The sequence below is a fragment of the Bdellovibrio sp. MYbb2 genome, assembly GCF_056175685.1.
On record NZ_JBJKJI010000001.1, the window covers coordinates 1,463,336 to 1,480,417 of the forward strand.

At 48.5% G+C, this 17,082-nt stretch carries 14 protein-coding genes; 8 read left to right on the forward strand and 6 right to left on the reverse strand.

Annotation, left to right across the window (positions count from 1 at the left end):
* Nucleotides 1-49 precede the first annotated feature (49 nt).
* A complete protein-coding gene (locus AC04MQ_RS07100) occupies nt 50-859 on the forward strand; it encodes a dioxygenase family protein (RefSeq protein WP_475391685.1) in 810 nt (269 codons plus the stop codon).
* Here AC04MQ_RS07100 and AC04MQ_RS07105 read toward each other — a convergent pair.
* The 4 genes from AC04MQ_RS07105 to AC04MQ_RS07120 all read right to left on the reverse strand — a co-directional run bounded on the left by AC04MQ_RS07105 (nt 849) and on the right by AC04MQ_RS07120 (nt 5,522).
* On the reverse strand, nt 849-3,164 hold the full coding sequence (locus AC04MQ_RS07105; protein ID WP_475391687.1) for a P-loop NTPase fold protein: 2,316 nt from the start codon (nt 3,162-3,164) through the stop codon (nt 849-851). The two genes, AC04MQ_RS07100 and AC04MQ_RS07105, sit on opposite strands and share 11 nt — an antisense overlap.
* A 15-nt stretch (nt 3,165-3,179) precedes the next feature.
* Complete coding sequence (locus AC04MQ_RS07110; protein WP_475391689.1) at nt 3,180-3,650, reverse strand: hypothetical protein; 471 nt, start codon at nt 3,648-3,650, stop codon at nt 3,180-3,182.
* Nucleotides 3,651-3,741: 91 nt separating this feature from the next.
* Nucleotides 3,742-4,848 (reverse strand): fatty acid desaturase, encoded by a 1,107-nt coding sequence (locus AC04MQ_RS07115; RefSeq protein ID WP_475391690.1) that lies wholly within the window; start codon nt 4,846-4,848, stop codon nt 3,742-3,744.
* A 50-nt stretch (nt 4,849-4,898) separates the two neighbouring features.
* Nucleotides 4,899-5,522 (reverse strand): porin family protein, encoded by a 624-nt coding sequence (locus AC04MQ_RS07120; RefSeq protein WP_015092089.1) that lies wholly within the window; start codon nt 5,520-5,522, stop codon nt 4,899-4,901.
* 124 nt (nt 5,523-5,646) lie between these two features.
* Here AC04MQ_RS07120 and AC04MQ_RS07125 point away from each other — a divergent pair, with 124 nt between their 5' ends.
* Together AC04MQ_RS07125 and recO are read left to right on the forward strand one after the other, a co-directional pair.
* Nucleotides 5,647-6,633: a hypothetical protein gene (locus tag AC04MQ_RS07125; protein ID WP_475391692.1), complete on the forward strand. Its 987-nt coding sequence runs from the start codon at nt 5,647-5,649 to the stop codon at nt 6,631-6,633.
* The gene (gene recO / locus AC04MQ_RS07130) at nt 6,630-7,229 is read left to right on the forward strand and encodes a DNA repair protein RecO (protein ID WP_475391694.1); all 600 of its coding nucleotides are present in this window, start codon (nt 6,630-6,632) and stop codon (nt 7,227-7,229) included. Before AC04MQ_RS07125 ends, recO begins: the two co-directional genes overlap by 4 nt.
* Before the next feature lie 21 nt (nt 7,230-7,250).
* Here recO and AC04MQ_RS07135 read toward each other — a convergent pair whose 3' ends face one another.
* On the reverse strand, nt 7,251-8,135 hold the full coding sequence (locus tag AC04MQ_RS07135) for a tyrosine-type recombinase/integrase (protein WP_475391695.1): 885 nt from the start codon (nt 8,133-8,135) through the stop codon (nt 7,251-7,253).
* 187 nt (nt 8,136-8,322) lie between these two features.
* Between AC04MQ_RS07135 and AC04MQ_RS07140 the strand changes: the two genes are divergently transcribed.
* From AC04MQ_RS07140 to AC04MQ_RS07150, 3 genes are all read left to right on the forward strand, one after another.
* Nucleotides 8,323-9,381, forward strand: a complete 1,059-nt coding sequence (locus AC04MQ_RS07140; protein WP_041577934.1) for a sigma-54 interaction domain-containing protein — start codon at nt 8,323-8,325, stop codon at nt 9,379-9,381.
* A 251-nt stretch (nt 9,382-9,632) separates the two neighbouring features.
* Nucleotides 9,633-10,823 (forward strand): hypothetical protein, encoded by a 1,191-nt coding sequence (locus AC04MQ_RS07145; protein ID WP_475391697.1) that lies wholly within the window; start codon nt 9,633-9,635, stop codon nt 10,821-10,823.
* Nucleotides 10,824-10,969: 146 nt separating this feature from the next.
* Nucleotides 10,970-11,584, forward strand: a complete 615-nt coding sequence (locus tag AC04MQ_RS07150; protein ID WP_015092082.1) for a hypothetical protein — start codon at nt 10,970-10,972, stop codon at nt 11,582-11,584.
* On the opposite strand, the gene AC04MQ_RS07155 is transcribed toward AC04MQ_RS07150, so the two are convergent.
* Nucleotides 11,581-12,231, reverse strand: coding sequence for a TetR/AcrR family transcriptional regulator (locus AC04MQ_RS07155; RefSeq protein WP_475391698.1), 651 nt, complete (start codon nt 12,229-12,231; stop codon nt 11,581-11,583). The two genes, AC04MQ_RS07150 and AC04MQ_RS07155, sit on opposite strands and share 4 nt — an antisense overlap.
* Nucleotides 12,232-12,400: 169 nt before the next feature.
* On the opposite strand from AC04MQ_RS07155, the gene AC04MQ_RS07160 reads away from it, so the two are divergent.
* Together AC04MQ_RS07160 and AC04MQ_RS07165 are read left to right on the forward strand one after the other, a co-directional pair.
* Nucleotides 12,401-13,843, forward strand: a complete 1,443-nt coding sequence (locus AC04MQ_RS07160; protein ID WP_475391700.1) for a TolC family protein — start codon at nt 12,401-12,403, stop codon at nt 13,841-13,843.
* A 2-nt stretch (nt 13,844-13,845) separates the two neighbouring features.
* The gene (locus AC04MQ_RS07165; RefSeq protein WP_475391702.1) at nt 13,846-17,058 is read left to right on the forward strand and encodes an efflux RND transporter permease subunit; all 3,213 of its coding nucleotides are present in this window, start codon (nt 13,846-13,848) and stop codon (nt 17,056-17,058) included.
* Nucleotides 17,059-17,082: the final 24 nt, after the last annotated feature.

A 17,082-nucleotide genomic window follows, 5' to 3' on the forward strand; every position in this document is an offset into this window, starting at 1 on the left:
TATTCTGTGTTCAAGACGGCGGTGTTCTGTCTGAAAGGAATCAGAGGATATGGAAATCAAAAGACTGTCTCGCAGAGAGCTGATCAAATACGGTGGAATCGCCCTTTTCGGAGCGGCCGCAGGGGGCGTGCTTGCGGGCTGTTCCCAAACGAATTTTTCCAATGCCGTGGCTGATGGAGCCGAGTCTGTCAGTGATGGCAATGGTGGAAGCTGTGCCCAGATTCCTTCTGAAACCGCGGGACCGTATCCTGCCCATGATGACAGCGCCATCAACGTGTTAAGACTGAACGGAATTGTTCGCAGTGATATTCGCAGCAGTCTGAATACGGGTGGCTATACGGGCAGCTCGACGGCCACCGGGGTGCCTTTGACCCTGACGTTGAATTTGCTCGATGTGAACGCGTCCTGTGCGCCTTTGGCGGGGTATGCGATCTATTTGTGGCATTGTGATATTAACGGCAAGTATTCAATGTATTCATCCGGCGTCACCAGTGAAACTTATCTGCGTGGCGTGCAGCAGACCGACAGCAATGGCAGCGTGACGTTTCAGACGATCTTCCCGGGATGCTATGACGGTCGTATGACCCACATTCACTTCGAGATCTATCCAAGCATGGCCGAGGCCGTGGATGACAGCTATATCGTCAGAACTTCACAGCTGACGTTCCCGGTGGCGACTTCAAGTTCGGTTTATAATAATGCTTCCGGGTATTCGGCCAGCAAAACCAATTTCAACAAGATCAGTTTTGCCACGGATAATGTGTTCAGTGATGGGACCGCTTATCAGATGGCCAGCATCCAGTCCGGAAACTACAGTTCCGGCTTCGTTGCCAGCCTTGATGTGGGGATCAAGGCTTAATTGTCTTTATAGCATGAGCGTAGTCTCGCCATACCGCATGTTGATCTTTAGTCATTGAAGTGGACATGCGGTTAAACTTTTCGGTTCCAAGTTTCAAAAGATAGGAGTGATCCCAAGTCGAGAATATAGGATGTTGTATGTCGAATTTATACACGGGATTGTCGCCCATAGATTTTGTGGCAGCGGATATCTCTAGAATATTAAATATGAGGGTGCCTGAAAGCTCCATCTCTTTCTGAATAATATCTGAGGACTCAGGTAGAGTTGTAGTGACTAGTGCGTGCAAATTGAAATAGTCCAATTTCGAAATTTCGGATGGGTTGGTTTTCATTAAATCCATCGAAGATTTTTTAAGTGAACTTTTATTATTCGCAAGATCTTTCGAGTTCTCTTTTGAAAAAGCTGAAATCAACTTCATCTTGATCCAAAATAAATTGTCACTGCTATCGATAATAAGAGATAACAGTTTCTGTCTTTTTTCGTTTGGAATTAGTAGAAGCAGCTCCTCCATAAAGGAGTAGGTATTTGTATAATCCTCACTCGAAGATTGATCCTTAGCTCGAACGTAAAGGGCATTTACTAAAGAGCTTACGACCTTATTTCTATCAGACTCGTCCAATTCGATAATATTACTGTGTAGTGGAGTGTAAGACTCATTAAATCTTTCCCAAAGCTTCGAGTCAAAATTTACAAAAGTTCCTTTTGATAGTTGATTGAGTAAGTCTCCAATTTCGATCGGTGTGAACTGAATGGTGAGCTCATCGAAGCGAAAATATCTATGGTAGTTATTTGGATGCCATAGGCGTCTATTGGAAACCAAGGTGCTGTCGATTTCTTGAGAGCTGAAGACAGGTAGTAATCGTTTGAAATACATTTCTATTTCGAGGATGGCCTCGATGGGTGCGCCGATCCTTTTTACTATATTTGCCAATTGGTCGGAGCTTCTAATGTCCCGTTCTCGAGTATCACTTATCAGGTCTTCGACCTCAATGGATAGCTTTTCATATAGTACCGGAAACTTTACCTTTATTATTGTGATAATTAGAAGATCGTGGAGATTGGTGTTTAGCCCGACAGCTGCATATTGAAATTGCAAATGAAGCTGGATTCTTTTCAGTTCCCTCGGTGTTCTTATTTGTGAGGCGAGTTTGTTTAGATTGTAATCATCTAGCGTCCTTAAGATCTTTTTTTTGTGAGTTGAGTCTAGACCACTTGTTAGATGTTCAATGGTCAATTTTAGAGCCTCAAAACAGAAATTTGATCCCAGCTGAGGTATAGAAATCTCAAATTCAACGAGTTTTTCGATGTACTTTCTTGCATCACCGGTTCCAATGTTATTTGCGAGACTTAGCTCTAATTGAATTCGATCATAGCTGATGATATGTTGAACGCCATTTATATCGCCGAAAAGGTTCACCATTTGCAGTACTGTCGGGATGTCGGAAGGTAGAATACGTTCAATGTTGTCTAAGAATATGATAATGCGTTTGTTGATCTTCTCGATATGGTTTGCGGCTCTTTCCTTTGGGCTTTCGGTTCCTTTGAACGACATTATTCCGGATAGAATAGTTGTTGGCGAAAAAGAATCAGTCTTTTCGAGCATATGCTTGGCGAAGTCGTTCATTTCGCCAATCGGGACTATTATTTGATGCCTGCTCAGTTCTTTTTCAATTGAGCTGAGATAGTTCGTGACAATATTATCTGATGATTTGATGCCCCAAAGATCAATCCAGATTGGTATGACCTTGTCGGCATGCTTCTTGTTTAAGTCGTTATAGACCTTTTTGAGGAAGTAAGTTTTCCCAATACCCCAAGAGCCTGAAACGCCTATGTTGTAATAGTTGTTTTGTACTTCTGTGATGTTTTTTATAAAGAGGTTGTGCAGAAGGTCGTGGTTAATTCTAAAGTGATCGGTGTTAGCACTTACTGTATCACTCGAGTTTGGCTTAAGTAATAGGAATATTACTCTTGATACAAGATAAGTAAAGGAAACAACTAAAATTAAAATACTTGGAATTGCGCTACCATTTTTTGTGAGGACCTCAAACGTGGCAGCTGTTGAGGCAAGTCCTAAAAAATAGGTGTCAAGATCTGTAAACTGGTGGACCCTTACTTTGGCCGCCGAACTGACATGTGACCATATTTTTACGATGCTCCATAATGCGAATAGCATCAAAGAAGCAACAACCAGGTATCTATTTTCTTCGGTCACCTCAAAGGTGACTTTGGTCGATAATAAGCTGGTCCATAGAATGAAAAGGGACCAAGTGGCGCCATAAAGGAAGGATCTGATTTTGTCTTTCATAGCACTCTTTTTAGTTTATGGTTTTGCGGATTCAAAATAGGACACGATCGGGGAGGTCTTGGTGTTTTTCACCGCCAGGCGAACCCCGTCATGTTCAATCTGGGTTTCGGTGCCTTCACCGTGGCCCACTTCAGATTCATCTTTACGTGCGTTTTCCGGCAGCAGGGCCTGCACGTCCTTCAGATGCACTTTGCCTTCAGGGATGCGGTGATAGAAGGACTGCACCTTGCCGTCTTTGATTTCAATGGTGGTGTCATAATCCAGGCTGCCGGTTTTATAGAATAGCAGCGTGTCTTTGTTTTCAGTCTTTAATGGCTTACCCAGTAATTTGGTGACTTCGGCTTTGGTGGTTTTGCCGGGGCTGACCGAGGCCAGCTTTTTTGGCAGGTATTTCGCTTTAAAAACCGCCGCAAAGCCGTCAGCCAGAGCGGGCGGGGACAAAGTCAGCCCCGCACTCAAGATCACCGCAGAAAGAGTTTTAAGCATCACAACCTCCTGAAAAAAACAAAACCCACAACCAATTAAAGTTGTGGGTTCGTGCTGGCGTCAACGCCTATGTCAATAATGACAACCGGATCTAGACAGAGCGCAGATACACGCGCCATTGTTTCATGCCCATCTGGAATTCCAGTCTGGCAATTTCCATGTCACGGCGAAGTTCTTCCAGCTTAAGATCATAAGCCTCTTTCAGTTCTTCACGTTTGCGAACGGCATCCACTTTGAACTGTTCATAGTCCTCACGCAGCTTCTTCATTCTGTTCTGCGCTTCCAGGATTTTCTCTTTCATCTGAGCCAGCTTTTCTTCAGCAAAACCGTGTTTGGTCAGCTCTGCCGCTTCCGCCTGCAGGCGGGCTTTCAGAATCTCAACATTAGAGATCTGGCGCAGTTTGGTCGCAAGACCCATGGCACTCAAAGTACGGATCACCCATTTAGTCGGATCCCAGTGGTACCATTTGATCCCGTTGCGGTAGTCGATCTGGAACTTGTGGTGGAAGTTATGGTAACCCTCACCATGAGTCAGAATCGCCACGAACCAGGAGTCACGGGCAGAAATTTCTTTGGAATAAGTCTGTTTGCCCAAAGTGTGGCAAAGAGAGTTGATGAAGAAAGTCGACTGTTGAGTCAAAGCAATGCGCAGGCCCCCTGCGATCACCAGACCACCCAACCAGGAACCCATCGCCCAGCCCACCAGCATCGGGAAGATAAAACCAGTCAGGATCGCAATGGGAACATAGTGATCGTTCTGGAACTTCACCATCCAGTCTTTTTCAAGATCCGGAGCATGGATTTTCTGATCGACGGAGTCCTTGAAGAACATCCAGCCCATGTGGGCGTACCAGAAGCCTTCGTTGATGTTGTAAGGATCTTTTTCGCCGTCAATGTGCGTGTGGTGGCGGCGGTGGTCGGAAGACCATTTCAAGGCAGAACCCTGGAAAGCGGAAGCACCGATCAAAAGGAACAGAGCTTTCACCAGTGGGTGTGCATCATAGCTTTTATGGGAGAACAAACGGTGATAGCCCGCCGTGATACCCAGGTTGGTTGCAGCAGCAAAAGCCAAAGCGAAAAGAAGGATGTCCCATTGGAAACCGAAATTGTAGAAATAAATGGGGGCCAGGATGAGTGTGATCAGTGGGTTTAGAACCAAGAACAAGGCCACTGGCCATTCGATACGTTTATTTGTCATGAGGGCACCTCGCACTTCTAAGTGTATCAGAGGGGCCATAATTTCAAAACTTAAATGGAAAAGCCAAGGATAAATTTTCCGTAAGTCCCATTCATATTGATATCTTGAGAGGGTGCGTTACCAGTCGAGTCTGTCGCGTCATTCCATTGGAAATTCTGATATCCGAACTCAGCCCCCAATGAGAAGCCAATCAGCTTTACGCCTGCTTCCAAACCCACCGTGTACGAGCTGGGAGAACCTGCGGAATAATTGGCTTTTTCAACACCAAATTCCGTGACTTTCAGTTTGGTCGAGTGGGACAGGCCGTATGTGAGGATCGGACCAGCATAGATCAGATTATCAATGGGACGCCAATTGAGCAGCAGCGCTGTTCGGCTGAAATTGGCAGTATAGTCCAGTCCGGATTTAGACGTGGAAAATTCCATATTCTCATAACGAATACCAATTCCGGGCAGCAGGGGAATAGGAAGCGTGATAATTCCGTCTGCGCCAAGACCATAAAACGGAGTCACACTGGGAGCAGAGCTCGCACAACCCACGCACAAGGAATTCAAATCCGGATCCGAGTTCAGCATGCCATAAGAAAGGCGAGCTTCGAAAAGATCACGAGCTTGAGCGACCGGAGAAATCAGACAGACAGAAAGACCAAGAATCAAAATTTTAAATAGACGCATAAACGAACTCCCAAAAAACCATTTCATTGTAATGTTCCTGGGTGGGTTTCTCAAAACGGCGTCTTAAAATAAGACCTTTGTCTCACTCTCTTTTGTCGGGGAATCTGCTAGCCTTGAACGAAGTATGCTCATCGATGTTGTGCGCCCTGAAACCTGGGAAGAGTTGAACGACCAAGTGAAAACCTGTTTGGGGCTGGCGCCGCGAATTCGTGCGCGTGCCTATCAGGGCCTATCTCAGGCGGTTTACGAAATTTCTCAGAGCACAGCTCACTTTATGTCCCATAAAAAAGCTATCGGTGTTGTTCAGGGGCAGACTTCTGTCTTTGAAGGTCTGCTGGGATATTATTATAAAGAAACCTACGAAGTGAATGCACGCTCGCACACTCAAATCACGGACGTGAAAGAGTGGGTGGAAAGCCTTAAGAAAGACACCTGCTTTGTGCTGTTCAGCGAGGATCATCCGGTGACCGGGGAACTATATCCCTTCGCCGATGAGCTGGATCGTCTGTTGAATGAAAAGCGCATTTTTTCTTTCCGCATTTCTCACGCCAGACATTTTCATGAGTCTGTCGAGATTCGCCCTTACACAGTTCGTTTGTGTTCTTATGCGCCCACCGTCAGTGTGGCAATGTTGGGTGAACGCTTTCGGTCCCCGGCCCTGCAGGTGCAAAACCAGTCATGGTCGGAGGTGGACTTTATCAAAGAACTGACCGCGGCTCGTGACGGACGCAGTGTGAATCAGTTGCTGGTGGAAAAATTTGAAGCCGAAATGGCGGCCGTGGCGCAGTCATTTTTGAATCCCGGCAGCGCACGCTTGTATGACCGGGCGCTGTGTGTTTTTCCTGATGTCAGCGCGGAAGCCGTGGCGCAAAAAGTTTTCAACAAACTGGGGCTTTCAGCCCAGGACGGCTGGAAAAAACTAGAGACCACCAACATGTGCCAGTGGAACGCCATTAAGATGTTCCGTCACTGGTGGGAGCCGGTACCATCGACGGACAGCCTGCGCGGCCTGCTGGTTGTCGGCCCGGAACTGCTGGCGACAAAAGACTTTGCCAAGCTGCTGATATCTTCGTATGAAGATATCAAAGCCCAGCAAAGTTGGAATGTGTGACCCAAGCTCAGAATCGCTTCATTATCCTGAAGAAAATGAAATACTCCGAATCGGATCTGATTCTGCACGCCATTTCCACTCAAGGTGAAAAGCTGTCCTTCATGGCCCGGGGTGCGCTGAAAAGCAAAAAGCGCTTCGGCGGCGGAGTCCTGGAACCCACTCACTTTGTCAGCCTGACGTACAAACAATCCTCGGAAGAAGGCAAACTGCACGTCCTGCAGGAAGCAACGCTGATTAACGACTTTGCCGGACTTCGCACCGACTATGATCGTCTGGAGCTGGCTTTGCACATCTTGGAATGTGTCAGCAAAGTCAGTCAGGAAGGCGACCGGCATTCCGAGTTCCTGTTCAATCTTCTGGGGCACACGCTGCGGGCACTTGAAACGGCCCAGGATCCGCTGGTCGTGAAAATGCATTTCTATCTGAAGTTTCTTCTGCAGCAGGGTGTGGTGGATGCGGAACCGTGGATGGCGCCGTTTCTTAAGACCAACATGGCCGACAGTAATCAGCTTGTGTCCTATCGTCAGACTGTGGATGATGAACTGAAGAACGTTGAACAGATGGTTCGTCACTATATCGTGAACGCCACGCTTTAAGATTCAAATTCATTTGTGCGTTTATTTGCCCTTGCCCAGCGGGTGCAGGTTTTCCATCGTGCGCGCCAGCTGATCTATTCCCAGGTGCGTGTACTTTTCCGTGGCTTGCAGGCTTTCGTGACCCAGCAGTTCCTGCAGGGTGCGCAGGTTTGCGCCGCTGCTTAGTAAGTGGGTCGCAAAACTATGGCGAAGAGCGTGGGGATGCAGGGGCTTTAAAAGCCCGGCGCGAATGCCACTTTGGCGAACCATCTCGTAAGCAGTGCGGGAATTCAGCGGCTTTTCGCCAAAGACGTATTCGTCAAATGAACTTTCTTTTTTCCACTTCAGCAAAACATCCACGGTCAAAGAGGGCAGGGCGACAACACGCTCTTTAGAGCCTTTTCCCTTCACGCGCAGAACTTTCTGGGTGGTCTGCACTTCATTCCACTTCAGATTGCAGGCTTCGCTCACACGCAGACCGCCTCCGTATAACAACAGAAACAGAACTTTTTCCTTCAGAGGAATTTTCGTCTCGCTATCAAAGCTTTTCAGGACAGATAAAGCTTCATCCACACTTACGAAATGCGGAAGCTTCTTCGGGACTTTGGGGCAGGTGATCTGCATCGACAAATCCTTCTCGGTCAGGCTTTCCTCGAAGGCCCAGGAAAAGAAGCTTTTCAGAGTGGCCGCCTTGCGATTTCTCGATGCCAGCGACAAGTGCGCCCACTGGTTGAAGGCAGCTCGGGCAGTGGATAGTAATTCGGACTCCGAAATAGATTTGGCCTTAATTGAGGGATTTTCATAATCAAAGGCCTGCATCAGATCCAGGGAATAGTGTTTGATGGTAAGGGGGGATGCAGACTTAATAAAAGTCATGTATTTCAGGTATTTATCTATATTTTCGGAAAGCCTGAATGCCTTCGCCATAGCCCTGAAAATCCCTATATTAGGGTTGAGACCCTAAAAAAAAGTTAACGTCGTGCATTATTTTTATTGCAATTACTACACGACCAAAGTTATAACTCAATGCGTTGTCGCGGCGTATCAAAGCGAGATATTCAAATTGAGACGCCCACCCAAGTTTTAAAAAGTACGTAAACCGAAAGGTGGAGCTATGAACGAAAACAACTCAACGACTGTTTTGCCCTCTTCTCAGAATGCAAACCAAGTTATGTGGAACACAAATCAAACTTCCAAAGTGGTTGAAAACAAGACCATCGTCTATCAGTCCGAAGTGATGGGCAGTTTGATGAAGATGATCGACCGTGTAGCTCCATCCCAAGCTAACATCCTTGTGTTGGGTGAGTCCGGGACAGGTAAAGAGCTTATCGCTCGTTCCATCCATGAGCGTTCTGGCCGTAAGAACAAACCTTTCGTTGCGATCAACTGCGGTGCTCTTCGTGAGACATTGCTTGAGTCTGAGTTGTTCGGTCACGAAAAAGGTTCCTTCACTGGCGCTTACAACCGCAAAATCGGTTTGGCTGAAGCGGCTAACGGCGGGACTCTGTTCCTGGATGAAATCGGTGAATTGGATCCGGCGATCCAGGCTAAACTTTTGCGCTTCATTCAGGAAGGCGAAGTTTACCGCGTAGGTGGCAAAGACCCAATCAAAGTTGATATCCGTCTGATCTGTGCGACCAACCGTGAGTTGGACCAGGAAGTGACTCGTGGCAACTTCCGTGAGGACTTGTTCTATCGTATCAACACGATCGTGGTAAGCGCTCCGCCTCTGCGTCGTCGTAAGGAAGACATCCCTGCATTGGTGAATCACTTCCTGAACAATTCCCAGCACGCCTACCTGAACCGTGGTCGTTCTGTGAATGAAGAAGCGATGAAGGCTCTGATTCGCTATGAGTGGCCAGGTAACATCCGCGAACTTCAGAACGTGTGTGAAAGACTTCAGATCCTGTCTGACGGTCACATGATCATGCTGAATGATATTCCAGAGAATATCCGTAACGGTGAAGCTGAAAAAGACGTTATCGCTTACGATCCTGCGATGACTTTGCATGAGCTTGAAAAGCGTTACATCCTGAAAGCGTTGGCTCACTTCGGTGGCAACAAAACTCAGGCCGCAAACAACCTGGGTATCACGATCAAGACCCTTTATAACAAACTTCATGAGTACGGCGAATTCGAAAAATTCGCGGTTCACACGAAGCCAATGAAATAGTTTTTGTACTAGCAACCCGGAGTGGTTCCTCTCTCTTTCCACTCCGGGTGTTTTCTTTTCTCTTCAGAAGGCCCTTTACGGGGCCTTTTGTCGTTTAAGCCCCTGGAACTGTTTGGAATTACCGGCCTTGTCGCCGCAGAAAGCGGCACTGCTGTCAAACTTGTGCGCAGGTAAAATACTCCAAAACGTACAGAATTGAGATGGTTTTGGCGCAGGCATTGCACCACAGAACTTTGATAATAGAGGTTCATATGAAACGCGCTTCTGTAACATTATTGACGATTATTGCCATGGCCAGCTCTGCCAATGCGTGGATCAAGCGTGGAAATGGCAACAACAATCCGCCAGCGCCGCCGCCGCCATCATCTTCGCGAGTGGTGAGCATCGCTGAGTGTTCGGACCGTCTTTATTCCCAGTTGGGAACTTTCAGCTCCAACACGGATGCAGCCTGTTCGCACGGTCGTACCGATGCGGAATTCCAGCGCTGTACGGTGGATCTGAGCCGTCGTTTTGGTGATGATAATGTTGAGCTGTCTGGTTTCTTCTGCGCCAATGGCGTGGGTTCCAACTATCAGGTTCAGGACTGTACTTTGAATGTGCGCAAGTCCTTCGGATCTGAATACCGCGAATACGCTTTGTTCATCTGTCGTCAGACTGTGAACCCAACATTTGATAAGTGTGTCACTGATCTTTACCGTCAGGGCGGTCAGGAAGTTGAAAACGCACGTCTGCAGTATGATGCTTTGAGACTTTGCAAAAATGGCACGAACAACACTCTTAATAAGTGTATTATCGAAGAGTTCCGTGGGAAGGGTCAGTCCGGTGTAGCGGCAGCCCGTATTTGTATGGAAAGACACGACGCTGAAACCCGCGCTCGTGCCGAAGCTGAACGTCGTCGCATCGAAGAACAACGCCGTATCGAAGCTGCCAAAGCGGAGGCTGCGAAAAAAGCGGCTGAAGAAAAACGCCGCCAGGACGACCAGCGCAAGGCCGATGAAGCTCGCCGCCAGCAGCAACAACAGCAAGACCAGGCGCGCAAGCAGGAAGAAGCCCGCAAAGCTGATGAACAGCGCAGACAAGAAGAACAACGTCGTAAGGACGAGGAAAACCGCAAGCAGCAGGAAAAGCCACAGCCGATCCCGCAGCAGCCTTCCAAACCGACAGCTCCGACGACTCCTTCCCAGCCGTCTGTAGATTCCGGCAAACAGCAGGAAGAACAGAAGCGCAAGGACGAGGAAAAACGCCGTCAGGAAGAACAGCGTAAAGCCGACGAGAAACGCAAAGCTGACGAACAGAAAAAGAAAGACGAAGAAAAGAAAAAAGAGGAAGAGAAGAAAAAGCAGGAATCCCAGCAGCCACCAGCGCCGCTTGATCCGGTGACGACTCCTCCGCCTCCACCACCAGATGGCGGCCTGATCATCGATCTGCCAATGCCAGAGTAATCAAAACCAAAATCACCAAGGGCCTGTCGGTAAAACGACGGGCCTTTTTCATTTTTAAAAGACCAAGGTCCTAAACAATTTATTTTGTGTTTACACATTTGCGGCCCCCGAAAGATCATCAATCCACGCGCACTCAGGAGTACAGCATGAGAATTTTCGCAGCAGCAGTGATGATGATTTTGGGTCTTTCCGCGACGGCCAACGCCGAGTGGAGATATGGCGTTCAGATCGGGTACAGCCCGAACTATCTGGCGAAGCTTTCCGGTGACGGAACTGTTTCGGGGACTCCGACAGACATTGATTATGACCTGGAATACAAAGGCGCCCTCGAGATCGGATTCAACGCCTGGTACGCACCTCAACATTCCTGGGGTTTTATCAGTGGTATTTCATTGGGCGGGGAACGTGATCTGGACAAGATGACCCTGAACGGAATCACCTACAGCGCAACCGGCAGCACTTCCAAATTCCAGACTCACTTCCTGTATGCGGGCACGCTGTATCGTTGGGAATCCTTTTATCTCCCGTTGGGACTTGCCTATGGTATCAATAAATTCACACCGGCAGGAACGGGCGATGGTGAAGCCACGAATGGTGTGGGTGTTCTGTTCGGCCTGGGCTGGTTCTTTGCGGATAACTTTGTGATTGAATACATTGGGCGTTCAACGACGACTGAGCTGAAGCTGTCGTCCGGTACGGATACGGTAAAAACAAAGGGCGCTATCGGAAGCGCCCTTTTGAACCTGAAGTATTTCTTCTAGGGTTTGGTGATCCCGGCAGTGTAGTGCCCGATGAATCGACGGGCACTTTTCACGACTTCCTCTTCCGGGGTTTCGGAAAGAATCAGGTCAAACAGGAAGGCGCCGTGCAGATAGGTTTCGATTTCTTCAGCGATCTCATCTGAGGTGATGTTGTCTTTGATCTGACCCTGCTGTTGGAAGCGAGCCATACGGGCAACCAGCTTCGGATCGGCGAACATCGGAATGCGCTCCAATGCTTTTTTACGGAACTTATTGTCTGTCAGGCATTGGCAGATGATGATTTTACCAAGACAGTCGCGTTCATGGCTTTTTGCCACTTTGAATTCGACGTATTTGACGAGCTCATCCGCCAGGGTTTCCTGAGGCGGGTATTCGAGTTCTTCATTGCGCATTTCTTCGATGAAGCGTTCAACGATGGTAAGCAGCAAACCTTCCTTGCCATCAAAGTAACGCCCAATCAACGACTCGTTAACGTCCGCTTTTTTGGCAATCAACTTAGTAGTGGAGCCATCATAACCATGCTTAGAGAAGATTTCGATGCCGGCAGCAATCAGACGCTCTTCAGAAGCGGTTCTGTCACGTTTTTTACCCTTTTGGCTATCAGCACTTTCGTCCTGAACAGTCTTAAGTTGAGATGTGTCAGACATGGATAAACCCCCTAAATACCTAAAATCACTATCTATAAGATACTGTATCATAAGGTCAATTGATATTCAATTAAGTAATTGATTGCATACTTATCATCGTTGGGGTACAAACTTGTATGTAAGCGATTACATATTCAACCAGTCAGTAATTGGACTTTGGAGAACTAATATGAAAAAAAACAAGATCATACAATGGGGAGCTAAGTTCCTCATCTGTGGGACTCTTTTGCACGGAGCTTCGGCCTCCGCACTGACCCTGAACGAGTATCTCGATCAGGTGAAAGGTGACAGCACGGCCTATAAAGGAAGTGCTGAACAGTCTGAAGGTGCCCAGTTAAAATCCCGTGAAGCAGATTTGATCTTCACCCCGAAGCTTTTCGCAGAAGCCCGCTGGGGTTATGACGGCAAGCCCGGCAATCCTAAAATGTATGACGAAGTGAAAAGTCAGTACTACTCCCTGGGTGTAAGCCAGCAGTTCAGCTTCGGTCTTCAAACCAAGTTGTCCTATGATCTGAATCGCACCCAATTTGAAGGACTGGCGCCGACGTCTCCTATTAATCCATCCAAATACTGGGATGCGACTCCGAAACTGGAGCTTTCCATGCCTTTATGGGCGAACGGCTTCGGTCGTACCGCTCAGGCCAATGAAGAAGCTTTAAGAGCTCAGAACATCGCTGAAAAATTCTCAAGCCAGGGTCAATCCCTGAACATTCTTGCCGGTGCCGAAGCCGCTTATTGGAAGCTTGCAGCCTGGCAGGATGTGGTGACGATTCAAGAGCAGGCAAAACAAGCTGCGCAAAGTATCTTGGATTATGTCAGCCGTAAAAAAAGAATGAATCTGGGTGAAGAAGCTGACGTTCTGCAGGCACGTGCGCTGGTTGAAGCACGTACTTTGGAACTGCAGGTGGCTCAGAATGAATATTTGGAAGCTCAACGCATGTTCAATAAATTCCTGAACCGCGAAGCCAATGCCAAAGTGGAAGCTCTTGAAAAGGTGAACTATAAATCACTGGAACAGCTGAACATCCCGGGTGCTCGTCCTGGCAGCCGCGCTGATGTTGAAGCGACCAACGCTCAGTTGGCAGCAGCCCGCGCCAATGCCGTGATCACTTTGGAAAGAAACCGTCCTTCTTTGGACATTTACGGCAACTATGCAATGAATGGCCGTGATGAAGAATATAACGAGGCGATGAAAGAATCCGGCAGAACGGATCAGGACACAGCTTTTGTGGGTGTTCGTTTTAGCATGCCTTTGAACATCGGTGCGGCGTCTGACACTAAAGCCGGTGCTCGCAAAGCGGAACGCGCAGCCGAGCTGAACCGCGAATACGCTTACTATGCACAGGAAATCGACTGGACCAATTTGACCCGCAATCTGCAGGATGCCCGCGATAACCTTCGTTTGTTGTCTCGCATTGAAGATGCCCAGAAAGCGAAGCTTGAAAACGAGCGCACTCGCCTTCGTCAGGGTCGTACAACGACGTATCAGGTTCTGTTGTTTGAACAGGACTATACAACGTCCGCAATCAGCAAAGTAAAATCAGCAGCAAACATTCTTGGTTTGCAAGCACAGATCAAACTTTACCAAGCCTCTCCTGAAGGAGGGAAATAGTCATGAGTTTACCTAAGTTATCCATCAGCCGTCCGATATTTATCACGTGTGTGACCATCGCCATGGTGGTTGTCGGTTGGGCCTCCTTCAAATCCATGTCCGTCGATCTTTATCCGGATGTTTCCATCCCGGTGGTAACCGTACAAACCGTGTACGCGGGTGCGGGTCCTGCCGAGATCGAAACTCTGGTCAGCCGTCCAATTGAAGAGGAAGTCAGTACGATTTCCGGTATTAAACGTCTGACCTCTAAATCCCTGGAAGGTGTTTCCCAGGTAATCGTGGAATTCAACAGTGAAGTGGACGTCAAACACGCCGAGCAGGAAGTGCGCGACAAGGTCAACCTTGCCAAAGCAAAATTGCCTGACGACGTTGAAGATCCACTTATCAAACGTTTTGACCCGGCAGACACGCCGATCCTGACAGTGTCATTGACGGCCAAAGACCTTGGCGACGCGGCATTGTTTGATATCGCGGACCAGTTCGTGAAACCGCGCCTTGAACAAGTGCGCAACGTCGGTGCCATCGAGATCATCGGGGGCCGTGAGCGTGAAATTCACGTGCTTCTGGATCGCAAAAAACTGCGTGCCCGTGAAATCTCGGTATCTCAAGTGGCAGCGCAAGTGGGCGCATCCGGTCAGAACATTCCGTCCGGTAAAGTGAATCAGGGCGAAAAAGAGATGGTCTTCCGTGGTCTGGGTGAGTTCTCATCCGTTCCGGAAATCTCTGACACTCTGGTAAACCTTTACGGGAATGAAGTCCCAACCCGCGTGGCGGACCTGGGTAAAGTTGTCGACACTCTGGCCGATGAAAAATCCCGTGCCTATGTTGACGGTGAAAAATCCCTGTTCCTGCAAGTGTATCGTCAGTCCGGTTCCAACACTGTGAAAGTGGCGCAGGACGTGATCAAGCAGATGAACAGAATCAAGCCCGAGCTTGAAAAAATGGAAGGTGCTCCGGTTGTCGCGGTCATGACAGATGCTTCCGTGAAAATCTCGGACAACTTGTATGACGTTTACGAGACGATCATCATCGGTATCCTTCTGACAGTTATTACGGTGTTCTTCTTCCTGGGAAGCCCGCGTTCGACATTCATCACGGCCTTGTCCGTTCCGATCTCTTTGATTGGTGCGTTCATGATCATGAAGATTGCCGGATTCTCTATCAACATCGTATCCATGCTGGCATTGACTCTGGCTGTGGGTCTGTTGATCGATGACGCGATCGTGGTAATTGAAAATATCTATCGTCGTATGGAGCTGGGTGAAGAATCCCTGACGGCGGCGGAAAAAGGGACTACGGAAATCCAGATGGCCGTTATGGCGATCACTCTGGTGGTAATCGCGGTGTTCGTGCCAGTGGGTACGATGTCCGGAACCATTGGTCAGTTCCTGAAACAGTTCGGTATGACTGTCGTGTTCTCGATGGCGATCAGCTGGTTCGTCGCGATGACTTTGATCCCGATGCTGACAGCTTACTTCGGTGGCTCTGGTCACGGTGGTGGTCATGACAAACACAAGCCAGCAGGCGTGTATGACAAGACTCTGGGCCGCATGGTGAAAGGTTTCGACCGTTTCCAGACCTGGCTTGAAAACTTGTATGTGAAACTTTTGAATGTGTCCCTGGATTGGCCGAAGGTGACTATCGGTCTGACCATGATGGTGTTCTTCCTGAGTATCTATACAGTGACAAAAGTTCCGGGCGCGTTCATTTCCGATGATGACTCGGGTGAGTTCTCTGTGACTTTGGAATTGCAACCAGGCACCAGCCTGGACGGTACTGAAGAGTTGGCTCGTCAGGTCGACAAGATTCTGCACAACAATCCGGAAGTTCGCTTCACGACAATGATCGTGGGTAGCTTGTACGGGGAGTCCAACAAAGCCAGCTTCTATGTGCGCATGAAAGACGGTAAAGAACGTGGACCTCTGACAACAGAGCAGTTCCGTGACAAAATCCGTGGTCAGTTGACGCATTTGTCCTCAGCAAATCCGGTTGTTAAGAAGTATGACGCAACTGGCGGTATGGGTGGTCAGCCATTCATGCTGAACATTATTTCTGCGGATCCGGTGGAATTGGAAAAAGCCGGCACAAAAATGTATGAACTTTTGAAGAAGGATCCACGTCTAAAGGACGTCGACTCGAATTATCGCCCGGGTAAGCCTGAAATGCAGGTTCATCTGAAGCCAGGCGCGGCCAAAGTATTCGGTATCAACACCAGTACCATGGGGGGCGAGCTTCGTGCCCAAGTGGAAGGTTTGACTCCGGCAAAATTCCGCGAACGTGGTCGTGAGTATGAGGTTCGTGTTCGTTTGCAGGAAGATCAGCGCGACTTGATGAAAACGTACAATGAGGTTTATGTTCCGAACGTGAACAGAAAACTGGTTCGTTTGAGTGATATCGCCAAAGGTGAAGTGGAATCCGGACCGGCTTCCATCGAACGTCAGGACCGTGGTCGTTATATCCAGATCACTGCGGGTCTTGCACCGGGTGCGGGCTTGAGTGACGTGGTGAATTCAGCCGTGTCAGCAATGACGACGGGTGAAAATGCTCTGCCTCCAAGTGTTCGTTACGGCTTTGGTGGTGATGCAGAAAACATGCAGGAACTTATGACATCCACAGTGATGGCATTGGGCTTTGCGATTCTGTTCATCTATCTGATTCTGTCGAGCTTGTATGAGTCTTTCATCACGCCGATCACGATCATGGTGGCGTTGCCACTGGCCCTGTGCGGTGCCTTCCTGGCGCTGTTCCTGACCGGTGAAGTTCTGACGATATTTGCGATCTTCGGGTTCTTCATGTTGATCGGGGTTGCGGGTAAGAACGGTATTTTGCTTGTCGACTTTGCCAAGCAGATGATGGCCGAGGGTAAGAACCGCCGTGAAGCTTTGATTCTGGCTGGTAAGACCCGTCTGCGTCCGATCCTGATGACGTCCTTTGCGTTGATCGCCGGGGTTGTCCCAGTGGCGATCGGCATGAATGCGGCTTCCAAAACGCGTACGGCGATGGGGGTTGCGATCATCGGGGGTATGATTTCATCCACAATCCTGACTTTGATTGTGGTTCCTGCGGTGTTCACTTACGTGGACAGATTCCGTGTGTGGGCAAATAACTTTGGCGCAAGATTCACTTCCCAGAAAAAGATGGAAGAGAAAACCACGGATGCAGTTATCGAAGAGTCCGAGGGTCATGACGATAAAAGCATGATTCCAGCGAAATAATGCAGTACCCGGCGGGATCATGTC

What these genes read in the sequence shown, in the direction of transcription:
- AC04MQ_RS07100 (WP_475391685.1), top strand. Translation starts at nt 50, where the DNA reads ATGGAAATCAAAAGACTGTCTCGCAGAGAGCTGATCAAATACGGTGGA.
- AC04MQ_RS07105 (WP_475391687.1), bottom strand. Translation starts at nt 3,164, where the DNA reads ATGAAAGACAAAATCAGATCCTTCCTTTATGGCGCCACTTGGTCCCTT.
- AC04MQ_RS07110 (WP_475391689.1), bottom strand. Translation starts at nt 3,650, where the DNA reads ATGCTTAAAACTCTTTCTGCGGTGATCTTGAGTGCGGGGCTGACTTTG.
- AC04MQ_RS07115 (WP_475391690.1), bottom strand. Translation starts at nt 4,848, where the DNA reads ATGACAAATAAACGTATCGAATGGCCAGTGGCCTTGTTCTTGGTTCTA.
- AC04MQ_RS07120 (WP_015092089.1), bottom strand. Translation starts at nt 5,522, where the DNA reads ATGCGTCTATTTAAAATTTTGATTCTTGGTCTTTCTGTCTGTCTGATT.
- AC04MQ_RS07125 (WP_475391692.1), top strand. Translation starts at nt 5,647, where the DNA reads ATGCTCATCGATGTTGTGCGCCCTGAAACCTGGGAAGAGTTGAACGAC.
- AC04MQ_RS07135 (WP_475391695.1), bottom strand. Translation starts at nt 8,135, where the DNA reads ATGGCGAAGGCATTCAGGCTTTCCGAAAATATAGATAAATACCTGAAA.
- AC04MQ_RS07140 (WP_041577934.1), top strand. Translation starts at nt 8,323, where the DNA reads ATGAACGAAAACAACTCAACGACTGTTTTGCCCTCTTCTCAGAATGCA.
- AC04MQ_RS07145 (WP_475391697.1), top strand. Translation starts at nt 9,633, where the DNA reads ATGAAACGCGCTTCTGTAACATTATTGACGATTATTGCCATGGCCAGC.
- AC04MQ_RS07150 (WP_015092082.1), top strand. Translation starts at nt 10,970, where the DNA reads ATGAGAATTTTCGCAGCAGCAGTGATGATGATTTTGGGTCTTTCCGCG.
- AC04MQ_RS07155 (WP_475391698.1), bottom strand. Translation starts at nt 12,231, where the DNA reads ATGTCTGACACATCTCAACTTAAGACTGTTCAGGACGAAAGTGCTGAT.
- AC04MQ_RS07160 (WP_475391700.1), top strand. Translation starts at nt 12,401, where the DNA reads ATGAAAAAAAACAAGATCATACAATGGGGAGCTAAGTTCCTCATCTGT.
- AC04MQ_RS07165 (WP_475391702.1), top strand. Translation starts at nt 13,846, where the DNA reads ATGAGTTTACCTAAGTTATCCATCAGCCGTCCGATATTTATCACGTGT.